Source organism: Pseudomonas sp. YeP6b (assembly GCF_025642995.1).
Lineage (GTDB): Bacteria > Pseudomonadota > Gammaproteobacteria > Pseudomonadales > Pseudomonadaceae > Aquipseudomonas.
Genome location: NZ_CP080090.1, coordinates 245,386 through 261,172, shown reverse-complemented (window position 1 = coordinate 261,172; position 15,787 = coordinate 245,386). Strand labels below are relative to the sequence as shown.

Sequence of the window (15,787 nt, the reverse complement as noted above, 5' to 3'; positions counted from 1 at the left end):
ATTTATTGTGTTTGTTGGGCAGTCTCGAATCTGTCCCTCACGGCCAGGGCGCGTGAGGCACTTAGCACCAGGCCATAACTGAGCTTTTCATAGGTGCGGAACACCACCAGGGTGCCGGCGCGCTCGTCGGGGAGTTGGGTTGAAGCGCCGGTAAGGGTGTCGCGTACACTGGCGCCCGCTTTGATCACGGCCAGCAATTGGCCTTCAACCAACCCATCGCGGCGGCCCTTGTTCAAGGTCACGGCGTCCAGCACACCTATCTGGGTGACGCCTTTGGGAACGTCGATGATGTGCCCTTGGACAAAGCGCGCAGGTTTCAGGGTGGCCGGCTCGGCGGGCGGTTCGGCGGGCGGTTCGGCGCGCAGCAGTCGATCGCCAGGACGTACTTCCTGGGTGACCCGTTGCACCGCCAGGGTGGTGAGGTCGCCCGCCATCACAAAGCGTGCGGTGCCGATGTCGTCGGCGTTGATGCCCAGCAGTTCCTGGGTGTCGGGGTCGGTGTAGGCCTTGCCACGGCGAAAGATCCCATACTGTGGCTGGGTCGGGTCCAGGACGCCTCGTGCATACACACGCTCGCCGTTGGCGCCCAGCACTCGACCCGCGTCGGCCGCGACAATGTAAGGCGCTTTGTCCAGGTCCTGGGCCGTATCGAGAATGCGGTTGTGCAGTAAGAAGTGCTGGATAGCCTGTTGCGTCGCCTGTTCCAGGCGCTGGCCGGGCTGTGGAATCATGGCCATGGTGAGCGGCGCCCACAACAGCAAGACGAGTAGCGATTTCCTCATGGGGTGAATCTCCTTTATTATGTACGTTCGCGTGAAATGCCATAGCCTTCGCGGCTTTCGAACCTTTCACACCGGCTGCCTGGGTCCATCCCACCGCCGATTTGCCTCTACCTCACATGTGCAGCAATTACGCTTATGGCTATTTTGAACATCCTCGAATTTCCCGACTCGCGCCTGCGCACGATCGCCAAACCGGTGGCCGTAGTGGACGACAAGGTTCGTCAGTTGGTCGATGACATGTTTGAAACAATGTATGAAGCCCCGGGCATCGGCCTCGCCGCGACCCAGGTCAACGTGCATCAGCGCGTCGTGGTCATGGACCTGTCGGAAGATCGCAGCGAACCGCGGGTGTTTATCAACCCTGAGTTCGAACCGCTGACCGATGAGATGGGCGAATACCAAGAAGGCTGCCTGTCGGTGCCGGAGTTCTACGAGAACGTTGAACGCCCGGTGCGCGTGAAGATCAAGGCGCTGGACCGTGACGGCAAGCCCTACGAGCTGATCGCTGAAGGCCTGCTGGCGGTGTGCATCCAGCACGAATGCGACCACCTCAACGGCAAGCTGTTTGTTGATTACCTGTCCACGCTTAAACGCGACCGGATCAAGAAGAAGCTGGAAAAAAAGCATCGCCAGCAAGCTTGATGCCCTTCTTCCAAAGGCTTGCTGCGGCAAGCCTTTTTCTTTTGTGACTGTTTTTAACCGAGACCTCCCATGACCGAGCCACTGCGCATTGTTTTTGCCGGCACTCCTGAATTTGCTGCCGAACACCTTAAGGCGCTGCTTGCCAGCCCTTATGACATCGTCGCGGTGTACACCCAGCCGGATCGCCCGGCCGGTCGCGGGCAAAAACTGATGCCGAGCCCGGTCAAGCAGTTGGCGCTGGAGCACAACATTCCCGTGCTGCAACCGCCGACCCTGCGTAACGCCGAGGCTCAGGCGGAGATGGCGGCGCTGACACCGGACCTGCTGGTGGTGGTGGCCTATGGCTTGATCCTGCCCCAGGCCGTGCTGGATATCTCACGCCTGGGCTGCATCAACAGCCACGCTTCGCTGCTGCCACGCTGGCGCGGTGCGGCGCCGATCCAGCGCGCCGTGCAAGCCGGTGACAGCGAAAGCGGTGTGACCGTGATGCGCATGGAGGCGGGCCTGGACACCGGCCCGATGCTGCTGAAAGTCACCACCCCGATCACCGCCCAAGACACCGGCGGCAGCTTGCACGACCGTCTCGTCGAGCTGGGCCCGCCGGCCGTAATCCAAGCCATCGCTGGCCTGGCTGCCGGTACCCTGGAAGGCGAAGTGCAGGACGACAGCCTCGCCACCTACGCCCACAAACTCAACAAAGACGAAGCGCGCATCGACTGGAGCCGCCCGGCCGTAGAGCTGGAGCGCCTGGTGCGCGCCTTCAACCCGTGGCCGATCTGCCACAGCACCCTCAACGGCGAAGCGTTGAAAGTGCTGGCCGCCACCTTGGCTGAAGGCAAGGGCGCCCCCGGTGAAATCATCGGCGCCAGCAAAGAAGGCCTGTTGGTCGCCTGCGGTGAACAGGCGCTGTGCCTGACGCGTCTGCAATTGCCCGGCGGTAAAGCGCTTAATTTCAGCGATTTGTTCAACAGCCGTCGTGAGAAATTTGCCCTGGGCACGGTTCTCGGGGCGATCGCTCAATGAACCCGCGTCTGGCCGCCGCCAAGGCTCTCGCCGCCGTGCTCAACGGCAAGGCTTCGTTGAACAGCTCATTGCCCACGCAGATGGATAAGGTTGAAGACCGCGATCGCGGTTTCACCCAGGACCTGGCCTTTGGCACTGCCCGCTGGCAGCCGCGCTTGTCGGCGCTGGCGGCCAAGCTGCTGCAAAAGCCGTTCAAAGCGGCGGATGCCGATGTGGAGGCACTGCTGCTGGTCGGTCTTTATCAGTTGCTCTACACCCGCGTGCCGGCCCACGCCGCCATCGGTGAAACCGTCGGTTGCGCCGACAAGCTCAAAAAGCCTTGGGCCAAAGCCCTGCTCAACGCCGTGCTGCGCCGCGCCCAGCGCGAGAGCGAAGCGCTGCTGGCCGAGCTGGAACATGACCCGGTGGTGCGCACCGCTCACCCGCGCTGGCTGCAAAAATCCCTGAAAGCCTTCTGGCCTGAGCAATGGGAAGCCATTTGCGCGGCCAACAATGCGCATCCGCCGATGATCCTGCGGGTCAACCGTCGTCATCACAGCCGTGACGCTTATCTGCAATTGCTCACCGCCGCCGGCATCAACGCCACGCCGTGCGTGTACAGCCCCGACGGCATCGTGCTGGAAGCGGCCACCGACGTGCGCGCCTTGCCGGGCTTTGCCGAAGGCTGGATCAGCGTGCAGGACGAAGCCGCGCAATTGGCCGCCGACCTGCTCGACCTGGCGCCCGGCCAGCGCGTGCTTGATGCCTGCTGCGCACCGGGCGGTAAGACCTGTCACATTCTGGAAGTCGAAAAAGACCTCGCCGGTGTGGTTGCTGTCGACCTTGAAGCCAAGCGCCTGGTGCGCGTGCGCGAAAACCTCGCGCGCCTGGGGCTGAGCGCCGACCTGATCGCCGCCGATGGCCGCGACACCGCCACCTGGTGGGACGGCAAACCCTTCCAGCGCATCCTGCTCGATGCACCCTGTTCCGCCACCGGCGTCATCCGCCGCCACCCGGACATCAAGCTGACCCGCCAACCCGACGACATCGCCGCCCTGGCCGTGCTGCAAGGCGAACTGCTCGACGCCCTGTGGCCAACCCTGGAAGTGGGCGGCATCCTGCTCTACGCCACGTGCTCCACCTTGCCCACCGAGAACACCGAGGTGATCGAAGCCTTCCTCGCGCGCACCAGCGGCGCGCGCGAACTGGACCTCGCCACGGCAGCCGGCATCAAGCAGCCCCACGGCCGCCAGTTGCTCGCACAGGAAGGCGGACACGATGGCTTCTACTACGCCAAACTGATCAAGATTGCCGCCGCGCGCGGCTAATGGTTTTAAGGGAGTGACCGGATGAAAATCATCATCCTTGGAGCAGGGCAGGTTGGCGGCACGCTGGCCGAACATTTGGCCAGCGAAGCCAACGACATCACCGTGGTCGACACTGATGCCGAGCGCCTGCGTAACCTCGGCGACCGCCTGGACATCCGCACCGTGCAAGGCCGCGCGTCATTCCCGACGGTGCTGCGCCAGGCCGGTGCCGACGATGCCGACATGCTGGTGGCGGTGACCAACAGCGACGAGACCAACATGGTCGCCTGCCAGGTCGCTCACACCCTGTTTCACACGCCGACCAAGATCGCCCGCGTCCGTGAGGCGGCCTACCTGACCCGTGCAGGGCTTTTCGACAACGACGCGATTCCCGTGGACGTGCTGATCAGCCCTGAGCAAGTAGTGACCCACTACATCAAGCGCCTGATCGAAATTCCGGGTGCCTTGCAGGTGATCGACTTCGCCGAAGGCAAGGCGCAATTGGTCGCTGTAAAAGCCTATTACGGCGGCCCGCTGGTGGGCCAGCAATTGCGCCAGCTGCGCGAACACATGCCGAATGTGGAAACCCGCGTAGCGGCGATTTTCCGTCGCGACCGGCCGATCCTGCCTCAGGGCGATACGGTGATCGAAGCAGACGACGAAGTGTTTTTCATCGCCGCCAAAGCGAATATTCGCGCGGTGATGAGCGAAATGCGCCGTTTGGATGAGACTTACAAACGCATCGTCATCGCCGGCGGTGGGCAAATCGGCGAGCGTTTGGCCGAGGCCATCGAGAGCCGCTACCAAGTGAAGATCATCGAGATGAGCCCGGCACGTTGCCGGCATTTGTCCGACACCCTGGACAGCACCGTCGTACTGCAAGGCAGCGCCTCGGACCGCGACCTGTTGATGGAAGAGAACATCGCCGACGCCGATATCTTCCTGGCCCTGACCAACGATGACGAGGCCAACATCATGTCCTCGCTGTTAGCCAAGCGGTTGGGGGCGAAGAAGGTGATGACCATCATCAACAACCCGGCCTATGTCGACCTGATCCAGGGCGGTGATATCGACATCGCCATCAGCCCGCAGTTGGCGACCATCGGCACCTTACTCACCCACGTGCGCCGTGGCGATATCGTCAGCGTGCACTCCCTGCGCCGGGGCGCGGCGGAAGCCATCGAGGCGATTGCCCATGGCGATTCGAAATCGAGCAAGGTGATTGGCAAGGCCATCCGCGACATCGGCCTGCCGCCGGGCACCACCATTGGTGCGATTATTCGTGACGAAGAGGTGATCATCGCCCATGACGACACCGTGATCGCCACGGGTGACCATGTGATCCTGTTTCTGGTGGATAAGAAACATATCCGCGATGTGGAGAAGCTGTTCCACGTGGGGTTGAGCTTCTTCTGATCAAAACATTCAGGTGAGCCTGCCGCCGTCATCGCGGGCAAGCCCGCTCCCACAGGCGATCGCGTTCCTACTGTGGGAGTGGGCTTGCCCGCGATAACGATATTGAAAGCCCTACCTAGCTAAAGGACACACAGCCATGCTCGAATCCCTGGAAAAAATGCTCGCCAAGGGTGTGGATAATTCATTGCTGCGCTTTGGCTTGGGCAAGGGTTATCTGGACGTGAAGGACAACGCCAAGGCGGCAGAGCATTTGCAAAAGTGTGTCGAGTTTGACCCGAAGTATTCGGCGGCGTGGAAGTTGTTGGGCAAGGCGCAGCAAGGGTTGGGCGATAGCGCCGCAGCACGTAACGCTTGGGAGAAGGGCATCGAAGCGGCCCAGGCCCATGGCGACAAGCAGGCCGAAAAAGAGATGACGGTGTTCCTGAAGAAACTCGACCGCCAGGCTTAATCGGAACCAAATGTGGGAGCGGGCTTGCTCGCGAAGGCATAGTGTCAGCCACCTAATGTGTGTCTGATACACTGAAGTGCGCCCCAAAAGTTGGACAGCTAATGGTTAGGCTACCGCGGACCGGGTTCTGTAAGCCACAGGGCTCAGTCCGCCAAGCTTCGTTTTGATTCGCTTATGGTTGTAGTAATGGATGTACTTATCCAGCCCGGCCTGCAGCTGAGCAACGCTGTCGAAGCTTTCCCGATAGTAAAACTCCGACTTCAGGGTACCGAAAAAGCTTTCCATTGTGGCGTTGTCATAGCAGTTCCCTTTGCGAGACATGCTCTGTTCCAACCCAGCTTTTTCCAGTTTTTCCCGATACTTTGAGTGTCGATAGTGCCAGCCCTGATCCGAGTGCAGCATGGGTTTGGCGCCTTCGGGCAAGCGCTCAAGGGCCAGCTCCAGCATGTCGCCTACCAAGGCGTATTGGGGGCGGACGGCGGTCTTATAGGCCACAATCTCTCCGTTGTACAAGTCCAGTACTGGGGACAGATACAGCTTTTTGCCGGCCACTTTGAACTCGGTGACATCGGTCACCCATTTCTGATTTGGTTGCTCAGCTTCGAACTGACGAGCCAGGATATTGGGCGATACCTCTCCCATTGGCCCTTTATACGATTTGTATTTTTTCGGTCGCACTGTGCATTTCAGGCCTAACTCTCCCATCAGCCGTCGTACCGTTTTACCGTTGATCAACGGCGTTTGCTTACGTAGCTCTAAAGTCATCCGACGGTAACCAAGGCGGCCCTCATTCTCGTCTTGGATCGTCTGGATAGAGGCTTTGATCGAGATAAACCGGTCCGCAACGCCCATCGCCTTGAGTTGGTAGTAGTACGTACTTCGCGCAAGACCTACCAGCTTGAGCAAATCACTCAAGGGGAAAGCTTGTTTGAGCTCAGTGACTAATCGGGCTTTTTCTTCGCTTCTCTCTCTCGCCTCATCACCGCCTCGCCCAACTCTCCAAGCTTTTTTAGGTAGGCGTTCTCCATGCGCAAATACTGCAGTTCATCGAGTAATGCCTTGTGTGCAAGCTGTGCGTCGGTGAGTGGGGTGGTAGTTTTACGCGGTTTAGAAGGCGGCTTGGGCATAGCGGTAATCGATCCTTTTTTCCCTGACTCCAGGGCTTCAATACCGCCACTGTAATACTGCTGTTGCCATCTGCCCACCTGGCTTGAGTTACCCAGGTTGAAGAGCGCCGCTGCGCGGCGCAAGGATAAGGAGTCGCGCCACATGCGTTGCAGCACTGAAAACTTGAACAAGGGACTGTAGCGTTCGCCGGTTCTGCTTAGACAGGCTTCGCCATGTAATCGGTAAGCCTCCACCCAACGACGAAGCAAGGTGGGATCCATTTGAAATTGAGCGGCTATGCGGCGAAAGCCTCGGCCCTGCTCAAGGAAAGTGGTAATGGCGGAAAGCTTGAACTGCGTCGTGTATTTGCTCATGAAAAGCCTCAGGAGTTGGACGGGTGTCCAACTTCTGGGGCGCACTTCACACCGCATTCGCGAGCAAGCCCGCTCCCACATTGGTTTTGCATCGACCGTAAGTCAGTCGTATATCAGTACCACCGCGCCTCACCCGGTGGGCGTTTCTTGAAGCGCTTCATGCTCCACATGTACTGGCTCGGATAAGCCCCGACATACCGCTCCACCACTTTGCTCATCGCCGCGCAGGACGTGGCGGTGTCGGTGCTGTACATGTCTTCCGGCGCCGCTTCGAGGATCACTTTGTAGCCCGAACCGTCCGGCAGCCGCAGCGCATGCAGGAACACGCCCACGGCCTTATGGCCTGCGAGCATGTTCGGCACAAACTTGCTGGTCAGTGCCTGGGTGGCGAAAAACGGCACGAAGATACCGGCCGATTCCGCTGGCTCCGGGTCGGCAGGAATACCCACCTGGCCACCTTTGCGCACTTCCTTGATCACACTCAGAATGCCTTCCTTGGTCGACGCGGCTACACGGTTGCCCAGTTGCACACGCTGTTTGCGCAGCAAGTCGTCCACGGCCTTGAGCTTGGGCGGGCGGTAGAAAATGATCGGTTTGCACTGGTTGCAATAGAAGTGGTTCAACACTTCCCAGTTGCCCAGGTGGCTGGTGATGCCGACCACGCCTTTGCCAGAGGCCAGGGCCTCATGCAGCACTTCCAGGCCTTCGACTTCACGCACCAGGTCGATGGAGCGCTGGGCCGGCCATATCCAGGCGCAGGCGCTTTCAGTCAGGGACTTGCCAATGTCCATCAGGCTCTGGCCAACCAGGCGCTCACGCGCGGCCGGGTCCATGTCCGGGAAGCACTTGGAGAGGTTGATCCGCACCGTCTCGCGGGAGCGGTTGGGGGTTTTCCACATGATCCAGCCAATCGCCGTGCCGACGGCTTGAACAGCCCGCCAAGGCAACAGGGCAAACAACCGAAGAGCGCCTACCAGCAAGGCGCCTTTAAACTTTTCCACAGGTCACTCCTGATCGTGTGTGGTGCGCAAAGCCGCCATTCTAACCGGCGTTGGCCAAGTCCGCGTAACGGTCGCAGTCCTGGGTGTGATCCATGACCATCCCCGAGGCCTGCATGAACGCGTAGCAAATGGTCGGCCCGACGAACGTGAAACCGGCTTTTTTCAAGGCACGGCTCATGGCTTCGGCCTCTGGCGTGATAGCCGGGACCTGGCTGCGATCCGTAAAGTGATTGACCTTGGGCACGCCGCCGACAAACGACCAGAGCAAGCCCACCGGGTCTTCCAGCGCCAGCCAGGCCGCGGCATTGCGGCGGGTAGCATTGAGCTTCAGACGATTGCGTACGATACCCGGGTCGAGCATCAGTGCTTCAATTTCAGCATCGGTCAGCTTGGCCAAACGCGGTGCATCAAAGCCGAACAAGACCTTTCGATAATGTTCGCGTTTGCGTAAAACAGTGATCCAGGACAGGCCCGCCTGGAACCCTTCGAGCAAAAGCAACTCGAACAGACCCTGCGCATCGCGCAGCGGCGTTCCCCACTCCTGATCGTGATAAGCCATGTACAGCGGATCTTCAGAACACCAAAAGCAGCGTGGCATAAGGCTCCAGGGAGTGGTGGCAGGGCCGAATCGGGTATACTCCCGCTCTTTAAATCGCAGCCCAAGTAACAGGTGAATTTCGTGAGCCAGCCTACGCCAGCCGTGCGTACCTTCCAAGACTTGATCCTCGCCCTCCAGCAATACTGGGCCGAGCAAGGTTGTGTGGTACTTCAGCCCTACGATATGGAAGTAGGCGCCGGCACTTTCCACACCGCAACATTCCTGCGGGCCATCGGCCCGGAAACCTGGAACGCCGCTTATGTGCAGCCCAGTCGTCGCCCGACTGACGGCCGCTACGGCGAAAACCCGAACCGTCTGCAGCACTACTACCAGTTCCAGGTGGTACTGAAGCCGAACCCGGACAACTTCCAGGAGCTGTACCTGGGCTCGCTGAAACATGTCGGCCTTGACCCACTGGTGCACGACATCCGTTTCGTCGAAGACAACTGGGAGTCGCCAACGCTGGGCGCCTGGGGCCTGGGCTGGGAAGTCTGGCTCAACGGCATGGAAGTGACGCAGTTCACTTACTTCCAGCAAGCGGGCGGCATCGAGTGCTACCCGGTGACCGGTGAGATCACTTACGGCCTCGAGCGCCTGGCCATGTACCTGCAAGGCGTGGATTCGGTCTACGACCTGGTCTGGGCTGACGGCCCGTTCGGCAAAGTGACGTATGGCGATGTGTTCCACCAGAACGAAGTGGAGCAATCGACTTACAACTTCGAACACGCCAACGTCGAGAAGCTGTTCGAACTGTTCGACTTCTATGAAAGCGAAGCCAAGCGCCTAATCGAACTCGACCAGCCGCTGCCGTTGCCAAGCTATGAAATGGTGTTGAAGGCGTCCCATACCTTCAACCTGCTGGATGCTCGCCGTGCCATCTCGGTTACCGCGCGCCAGCAATACATCCTGCGTGTACGCACCCTGGCGCGTTCCGTCGCCCAAGCCTACCTGCTGGCTCGCGCCAAGCTGGGCTTCCCGATGGCAACCCCGGATTTGCGTGATGAAGTTTTGGCTAAGCTGGAGGCTGCACAATGAGTGCTCAAGATTTCCTGGTTGAACTGGGCACTGAAGAGCTGCCACCCAAGGCACTCAACACCCTGGCCGACGCGTTCCTGGCCGGTATCGAAAAAGGCCTGCACAGCGCCGGCTTGAAATTCGCGGCGAAGAAAGTCTATGCCGCGCCACGTCGCCTGGCGGTGTTGCTGACCGCGCTGGAAACCCAGCAGCCGGACCGCAGCATCAACCTCGACGGCCCGCCGCGCCAAGCCGCTTTCGATGCGCAAGGCAACCCGACTCAAGCAGCCTTGGGTTTTGCCAAGAAGTGCGGCGTCGAGCTGAGCGAGATCGACCAGAGCGGCCCGAAACTGCGTTTCAGCCAGGTCATCACCGGTAAGCCGACGGCGAGCCTGTTGCCGACCATCGTTGAAGATTCCCTGAACGACCTGCCGATCCCTAAGCGCATGCGCTGGGGTGCGCGTAAGGAAGAGTTCGTACGCCCAACCCAATGGCTGGTGATGCTGCTAGGTGACCAAGTGATCGACTGCACGATCCTTGCCCAGACGGCTGGCCGTGATTCCCGTGGCCACCGTTTCCATCACCCAGAAGCGGTGCGTATCACCTCGCCCGCCAACTATGCCGCCGACCTGCGCGCCGCTTACGTGCTGGCCGATGCCAACGAGCGTCGTGAGCTGATCAGCAAGCGCACCGAAGAGCTGGCTCGCCAGCAGGAAGGCACTGCCATCGTGCCGCCAAGCCTGCTTGACGAAGTGACCGCACTGGTTGAATGGCCGGTGCCGCTGGTGTGCTCGTTCGAAGAGCGTTTCCTCGACGTGCCGCAAGAAGCCCTGATCACCACCATGCAGGACAACCAGAAGTATTTCTGCCTGCTGGACGTGGACGGCAAGTTGCTGCCGCGCTTTATCACCGTGGCCAACATCGAAAGCAAGGACCCGCAGCAGATCATCGCCGGTAACGAGAAAGTCGTGCGCCCGCGCCTGACCGACGCCGAGTTCTTCTTCAAGCAAGACAAGAAGCAGAAGCTGGAAGACTTCAACCTGCGCCTGCAAAACGTGGTGTTCCAGGAAAAACTCGGCAGCGTCTACGACAAAGCCGTACGTGTTTCCAAGCTGGCCGCCTACATCGCGCCGCGCATTGGTGGTGATGCCGCCTGGTCTGCGCGTGCAGGCCTGCTGTCCAAGTGCGACCTGGCCACCGAGATGGTTGGCGAGTTCCCGGAGATGCAAGGTGTTGCCGGTTACTACTACGCCCTCAACGACGGCGAGCCGGACGATGTGGCCCTGGCGCTGAACGAGCAGTACATGCCGCGCGGTGCCGGTGCTGAACTGCCGACCACCCTGACCGGTGCGGCCGTGGCCATCGCCGACAAGCTGGACACCCTCGTGGGTATCTTCGGCATCGGCATGCTGCCTACCGGCAGCAAAGACCCGTATGCCCTGCGCCGTGCCGCCCTGGGCGTGCTGCGCATCCTGATCGACAAGAAACTCGACCTCGACCTGACCCAGGCCGTGGTGTTTGCGGTCGGCCAGTTTGGTGGCAAGGTCAAGCAAGCCGGTTTGGCCGAGCAAGTGTTGGAGTTCGTGTTCGACCGCCTGCGTGCGCGTTACGAAGACGAAGGCGTGGACGTTTCGGTGTACCTGTCGGTACGCGCCCTACAGCCGGGTTCGGCGCTGGACTTCGATCAGCGTGTGCAGGCCGTACAGGCCTTCCGCAAGCTGCCGGAAGCCGATGCACTGGCCGCCGTGAACAAGCGCGTGTCGAACCTTTTGAGCAAGGCCGACAACCTCGGCAATGCTGAGGTTGACCCGGGCCTGTTCGCCGATGCCAAGGAGTTCTCGCTGAACTCGGCCATCGCCAAGGCAGAAAACGCGGTGAAGCCGCTGCTCGCCGAGCGCAACTACGCCGAAGCACTGGCGCGCCTGGCCACCTTGCGTGAGCCGGTGGATGCGTTCTTCGAAGCGGTGATGATCAATGCCGAAGATGCCGACGTGCGGAAAAACCGCTACGCCATGTTGGCGCGTCTGCGTGGCTTGTTCATCAACATCGCTGACATTTCCGTACTGGGCTGATCATGTTGAAACTGCTGATTCTCGATCGGGACGGAGTAATCAATTACGACTCCGACGCTTACATCAAGTCGGTGGCGGAGTGGATTCCACTGCCCGGCTCGATCGAGGCCATCGCGCAGTTAAGCAAAGCCGGCTGGACGGTGGCCATCGCCACCAACCAGTCCGGCATCGCCCGTGGCTATTACAACATCGCCACCCTGGACGCCATGCACGCGCGCTTGCGCACGTTGGTGGCCGAGCAGGGCGGTGAGGTGGGGTTGGTGGTGTACTGCCCCCACGGGCCGGACGAGGGCTGCGATTGCCGCAAACCCAAGCCTGGCATGTTGAAAACCATTGCAGAACATTACAAGGTGCCCTTGGCTGGGATATGGTTCGTCGGCGACAGCCTCGGTGACCTGGAGGCGGCCAAGTCCGTCGACTCTCAGCCAGTTTTGGTTAAGACCGGGAAAGGCGAAAAGACCCAGGCGAAAAACCTGCCGGTAGGCACTTTGATTTTTGACGATCTGGCGGCGGTTGCCGCAGAACTTATCAACAACTAGCCGCCCTCGACTTCCTGACCAAGGATTGTTCGGGAGTGCGCTTTTAACAGGCGGGCCGTGTCCCGCAACGGTAAATGCCGCCATGTCGATCTTGCAGGCCATCAGAACCTTTTTCTTTTACCTGCTGCTGGGCACCAGTTCGCTTCTCTGGTGCACCCTGAGCTTTTTTATTGCGCCGTTCCTGCCGTTCAAGGCGCGCTATCGCTTTATCAACGTCTATTGGTGCCGCTGTGCGTTGTGGTTGTCCAAGGTGTTTTTGGGCATTCGCTACGAGATTAAAGGCGCTGAAAACGTCCCGGACCAGCCCTGCGTGATTCTGTCGAACCACCAGAGCACCTGGGAAACCTTTTTCCTCTCGGCGTACTTCTCGCCGCTGAGCCAAGTGCTCAAGCGTGAACTGCTGTACGTGCCGTTCTTCGGCTGGGCCATGGCGATGTTGCGACCGATCGCCATCGACCGTGACAACCCCAAGGCGGCGCTTAAGCACGTAGCCAAGAAAGGCGATGAGCTGCTCAAGGATGGCGTTTGGGTGCTGATCTTCCCGGAAGGCACGCGAGTGCCTTACGGCACCGTGGGTAAATTTTCGCGGGGCGGCACCGCCTTGGCGGTCAACGCCAACCTGCCGGTGTTGCCAATTGCGCATAACGCCGGCAAGTTCTGGCCGAAGACTGGCTGGGCTAAACGCGAAGGCACTATCACCGTAGTGATTGGCGAGCCGATGTACGTAGAAGGCGAAGGGCCGCGCGCCATTGCCGCCTTGAATGACCGCGCCGCAGCGTGGAACGAAGCACAGCAACGGGCCATGGGTTCATTGCCTCCGGAGCCTGTTGTTGTCGAGACGCCGGCGATTTGAGCTTCTGTGGATAACCTGTGTACGGTTTGTTGGAAAATCGGCCTTTTTTATTCATAACAAGCTGATTTACTTACATATTTCTTAAGCTCATAAAATCGCTAAAAACGTGCATAAGTTTTTTCAGCATTAAAAAACCGGTCCTTGTGACCGGTTTTTTATGCACAGCCAAAAAGTACGTTTTTTCAGTCATCGAGCAGGGGCAGTTGCAGGGTGAAGGTCGAGCCTTTACCCAACTCGCTTTCACACAGGATGCGGCCGCCATGACGCTCAATCACCGCTTTGACCATGGTCAGGCCCAACCCTAAACCTTCACTGCCTTGGGCCGAGTCAAAACGTCGGTACTGGCTGAACAGCTCCGGCAAATCCTCAGGCGCGATGCCTGGCCCTTGATCGCTGATACGGCATTCCAACCACCCTTGCGCGCTGCCATGGCTCAACGTGACGGTGGTGCCTGACGGCGAGTATTTGATGGCGTTTTCCAGCACGTTGAACAGCGCTCGGGTCAGCAGTGATTGATCGGCTGAGACCATGCCCTCATCCGCTTCATCCAGGTCGTGGACCAAGTGAATGCCCTTGAGCTGGGCGATCACTGCCACCTGGTCAAAAGCATCCATGACCAACATGGCAAACAACGTAGTCTGGAAGTGGTAACCATCGGCTTCGGCTTTGGCCAATTGCACGAAGGATTCAGTGAGGCTCAAGGCGCGCTTCACCTGTTGTTCGATCTGGGCAAATATCGGTGACTCACTGTCGTGCACATCCAGCAACGCCAGGATGGCCGAGTGTGGCGCACGCAGGTCATGGGAAAGGAAGCGCAGCATCGTCTCGCGGTGTTGCTGGGCTTTGCGCTCTTTGCTTAAGTCCGTGAGGCTCAGCAGCCAGCCGAGGGCGACGTCACCCTCGGCCGGCAGCAAGGGCGCCAGCTCCATGCGCAGGCTGCGCTGATGGATGTCACGAAACTCGATGAGCTCCAACGCTGAAAGGGCAGGGCGTACACCGTTGTGCAGAGGCGGATAGCCCAGGTCAGCGAGTTGTTCCAGCAAGTTTCTACTCACCAAATCATTACCGAACACATCACGCGCAATACGGTTGGCCAGCAGAATGCTGCCCTGTGGATCGGTAATCAATGTCGCCACCGGCAGGCATTCCAAGCCATCTGCCATAAAGCGTCGCGTGTCGCGCGTACGGCTTACCGCCTGTTCAAGCGCAAAGATGCGCCCCTGCAACACGTCGCCTTTGCTGGCCGGCGCACGGCGGCGCTCTGGCAGCACTTTGGGTTCGTTATCCAGCCGTGCCAGTTCCCAGCCGAAGTACGCAAGGATCACGCTCAGGCGGCGCCAATTCCAGATCAAATAACTCAGCAGCAGGCCGATCAGACAGGCTGCGGGCGACCACCAATACCCCAGGATCAATAGGGCCCATGAGCCGAGCAACGCGGTGCCCATGCACGCGAAGGTCATCCACAGCGCATAACGCGGCCGGTACAGCAGCAGGCCTAGTAGCAGCGCCACCAAGGCAGTTGCCAGCAGCGCCGCGAGCCAACCGGGAAGATCGACAATGCTACGCCCCTGCAACAAACCATTAAGGATATTGGCCTGCAGCTCCACCCCGGCAGTGAACCCGACGGTGGAGGAGAGCGGCGTGACAAACCTATCACCCATGCCATAGGCGGTCGCGCCGACCAGTATCAGCCGACCACGTAATACTTCGGGCGGCACCTCGCCGCGTAATACGCTGACATAGGACACACTGGGAAAATGACTCTGCGCGGTGAACGGCACACGAATCGCGTGCTCACGATGCCAATGCTCACTGCTCGGTTCCTCGGGCAGCCCCGGCATGGGAGCTGTTTGCCCACTTAACGTATAAGCCAGCCACGCTAATTGCGGAAGCGTCTTACCTGGCGGCCCCTCACGCATGTATAGGCTGCGGACGACGCCATCGTTATCCGCTTCGACGTTGATATGCCCCACGCCTTTGGCGCACTTGAGCAGCGGCAATAAGTGCTCACCTAGTGAGTCAGCGCTCGCAGCGCCATCGTTCACCAGCGGCAATAACACATTGCCGGCGTTGCACACGGCGTCGGCCAGTCGTTGGTCATCCGCTGCATCGCCGGGTTCACTGAAGATGACATCGAACAATATACCCTCTGGCCGAGCGGCACTCAGCCGCTCGATCAGGTCTGCATGCAGGCTACGCGGCCATGGCCAATGGCCGAGTTGTTTCAGGCTCTGGTCATCAATGGTCACCAGCAAGATGCGTGGGTCGACCGGCAACGGGGTCAGGCGCCGAAGGCTGTCATACAGCGGGTTGTTGAGGGCTAGGCCCGGGCTGAGGGACAGATAGGCGGTGAAGGGTAGCAAGACCAGGCCAATCCACAGCCATTCGCGTACCAAACCATGGAACAGCAGTTGCGCCCGGGTGGGTTGGCGTTTTTCGGCTTTGCGCCAGAGCATCATCGGGATACCGCCGCAGGTTTGCATCTACGCTGATAATGGATAATTGAACGTGCCATATGCCCTGGCGTCTCCCTGTTCGATGTGTACGGCGTACTGAACCCAGTGAAGCTCATTTCGGTCTCATTGTTAGACTTTCCTGAGTGCTTGGTGCAGAACCTTTTCCTTACGGGCAG

The 15,787-nt window shown here is 59.8% G+C and carries 14 protein-coding genes; 9 read left to right on the top strand and 5 right to left on the bottom strand.

Annotated features, from left to right (window positions below):
- Window positions 1–2: 2 nt before the first annotated feature.
- Window positions 3–782 (bottom strand): peptidoglycan-binding protein, encoded by a 780-nt coding sequence (locus KZH41_RS01200; protein ID WP_263274231.1) that lies wholly within the window; start codon window positions 780–782, stop codon window positions 3–5.
- 135 nt (window positions 783–917) lie between these two features.
- Between KZH41_RS01200 and def the strand changes: the two genes are divergently transcribed.
- The 5 genes from def to KZH41_RS01175 all read left to right on the top strand — a co-directional run bounded on the left by def (window position 918) and on the right by KZH41_RS01175 (window position 5,597).
- Window positions 918–1,424 carry a peptide deformylase gene (gene def, locus KZH41_RS01195; RefSeq protein ID WP_094949725.1) on the top strand — a complete coding sequence of 169 codons (507 nt, stop codon included), beginning with the start codon at window positions 918–920 and terminating at the stop codon, window positions 1,422–1,424.
- A 69-nt stretch (window positions 1,425–1,493) separates the two neighbouring features.
- Window positions 1,494–2,447, top strand: a complete 954-nt coding sequence (gene fmt / locus KZH41_RS01190) for a methionyl-tRNA formyltransferase (RefSeq protein WP_263274230.1) — start codon at window positions 1,494–1,496, stop codon at window positions 2,445–2,447.
- Window positions 2,444–3,754 (top strand): 16S rRNA (cytosine(967)-C(5))-methyltransferase RsmB, encoded by a 1,311-nt coding sequence (gene rsmB, locus KZH41_RS01185; RefSeq protein ID WP_094949727.1) that lies wholly within the window; start codon window positions 2,444–2,446, stop codon window positions 3,752–3,754. Before fmt ends, rsmB begins: the two co-directional genes overlap by 4 nt.
- Before the next feature lie 21 nt (window positions 3,755–3,775).
- Entirely contained in the window at window positions 3,776–5,149 is a 1,374-nt protein-coding gene (gene trkA / locus KZH41_RS01180) for a Trk system potassium transporter TrkA (RefSeq protein ID WP_094949728.1), read from the top strand.
- Between the two features lie 136 nt (window positions 5,150–5,285).
- Window positions 5,286–5,597 (top strand): hypothetical protein, encoded by a 312-nt coding sequence (locus KZH41_RS01175; RefSeq protein WP_094949729.1) that lies wholly within the window; start codon window positions 5,286–5,288, stop codon window positions 5,595–5,597.
- A 105-nt stretch (window positions 5,598–5,702) separates the two neighbouring features.
- On the opposite strand, the gene KZH41_RS01170 is transcribed toward KZH41_RS01175, so the two are convergent.
- The 3 genes from KZH41_RS01170 to KZH41_RS01160 all read right to left on the bottom strand — a co-directional run bounded on the left by KZH41_RS01170 (window position 5,703) and on the right by KZH41_RS01160 (window position 8,677).
- Window positions 5,703–7,078 (bottom strand): IS3 family transposase gene (locus KZH41_RS01170; protein ID WP_406991834.1). Its coding sequence is split into 2 segments (ribosomal slippage): window positions 5,703–6,596 and window positions 6,599–7,078, totalling 1,374 coding nucleotides; the frame shifts between segments, so codons are not numbered across the junction.
- A gap of 113 nt (window positions 7,079–7,191) precedes the next feature.
- Entirely contained in the window at window positions 7,192–8,079 is an 888-nt protein-coding gene (locus KZH41_RS01165; protein ID WP_094949730.1) for a lysophospholipid acyltransferase, read from the bottom strand.
- Between the two features lie 40 nt (window positions 8,080–8,119).
- Entirely contained in the window at window positions 8,120–8,677 is a 558-nt protein-coding gene (locus tag KZH41_RS01160) for a DNA-3-methyladenine glycosylase I (RefSeq protein WP_094949731.1), read from the bottom strand.
- 81 nt (window positions 8,678–8,758) lie between these two features.
- Here KZH41_RS01160 and glyQ point away from each other — a divergent pair, with 81 nt between their 5' ends.
- The 4 genes from glyQ to KZH41_RS01140 all read left to right on the top strand — a co-directional run bounded on the left by glyQ (window position 8,759) and on the right by KZH41_RS01140 (window position 13,155).
- Window positions 8,759–9,712, top strand: coding sequence for a glycine--tRNA ligase subunit alpha (glyQ, locus tag KZH41_RS01155; protein WP_003213601.1), 954 nt, complete (start codon window positions 8,759–8,761; stop codon window positions 9,710–9,712).
- A complete protein-coding gene (gene glyS / locus KZH41_RS01150) occupies window positions 9,709–11,763 on the top strand; it encodes a glycine--tRNA ligase subunit beta (RefSeq protein WP_094949732.1) in 2,055 nt (684 codons plus the stop codon). Before glyQ ends, glyS begins: the two co-directional genes overlap by 4 nt.
- Window positions 11,763–12,302, top strand: coding sequence for a D-glycero-beta-D-manno-heptose 1,7-bisphosphate 7-phosphatase (gene gmhB, locus KZH41_RS01145; protein ID WP_242155984.1), 540 nt, complete (start codon window positions 11,763–11,765; stop codon window positions 12,300–12,302). The genes glyS and gmhB overlap by 1 nt, the downstream gene beginning before the upstream one ends.
- 82 nt (window positions 12,303–12,384) lie before the next feature.
- Window positions 12,385–13,155, top strand: a complete 771-nt coding sequence (locus tag KZH41_RS01140; RefSeq protein WP_094949733.1) for a lysophospholipid acyltransferase family protein — start codon at window positions 12,385–12,387, stop codon at window positions 13,153–13,155.
- Window positions 13,156–13,337: 182 nt separating this feature from the next.
- On the opposite strand, the gene KZH41_RS01135 is transcribed toward KZH41_RS01140, so the two are convergent.
- On the bottom strand, window positions 13,338–15,614 hold the full coding sequence (locus KZH41_RS01135; RefSeq protein ID WP_263274229.1) for a CHASE2 and HATPase_c domain-containing protein: 2,277 nt from the start codon (window positions 15,612–15,614) through the stop codon (window positions 13,338–13,340).
- Window positions 15,615–15,787 lie beyond the last annotated feature (173 nt).

Coding starts and splice junctions, on each gene's coding strand:
- KZH41_RS01200 (WP_263274231.1), bottom strand. CDS start 782: ATGAGGAAATCGCTACTCGTCTTGCTGTTGTGGGCGCCGCTCACCATG.
- KZH41_RS01160 (WP_094949731.1), bottom strand. CDS start 8,677: ATGCCACGCTGCTTTTGGTGTTCTGAAGATCCGCTGTACATGGCTTAT.
- rsmB (WP_094949727.1), top strand. CDS start 2,444: ATGAACCCGCGTCTGGCCGCCGCCAAGGCTCTCGCCGCCGTGCTCAAC.
- trkA (WP_094949728.1), top strand. CDS start 3,776: ATGAAAATCATCATCCTTGGAGCAGGGCAGGTTGGCGGCACGCTGGCC.
- KZH41_RS01140 (WP_094949733.1), top strand. CDS start 12,385: ATGTCGATCTTGCAGGCCATCAGAACCTTTTTCTTTTACCTGCTGCTG.
- glyS (WP_094949732.1), top strand. CDS start 9,709: ATGAGTGCTCAAGATTTCCTGGTTGAACTGGGCACTGAAGAGCTGCCA.
- def (WP_094949725.1), top strand. CDS start 918: ATGGCTATTTTGAACATCCTCGAATTTCCCGACTCGCGCCTGCGCACG.
- fmt (WP_263274230.1), top strand. CDS start 1,494: ATGACCGAGCCACTGCGCATTGTTTTTGCCGGCACTCCTGAATTTGCT.
- KZH41_RS01135 (WP_263274229.1), bottom strand. CDS start 15,614: ATGATGCTCTGGCGCAAAGCCGAAAAACGCCAACCCACCCGGGCGCAA.
- KZH41_RS01175 (WP_094949729.1), top strand. CDS start 5,286: ATGCTCGAATCCCTGGAAAAAATGCTCGCCAAGGGTGTGGATAATTCA.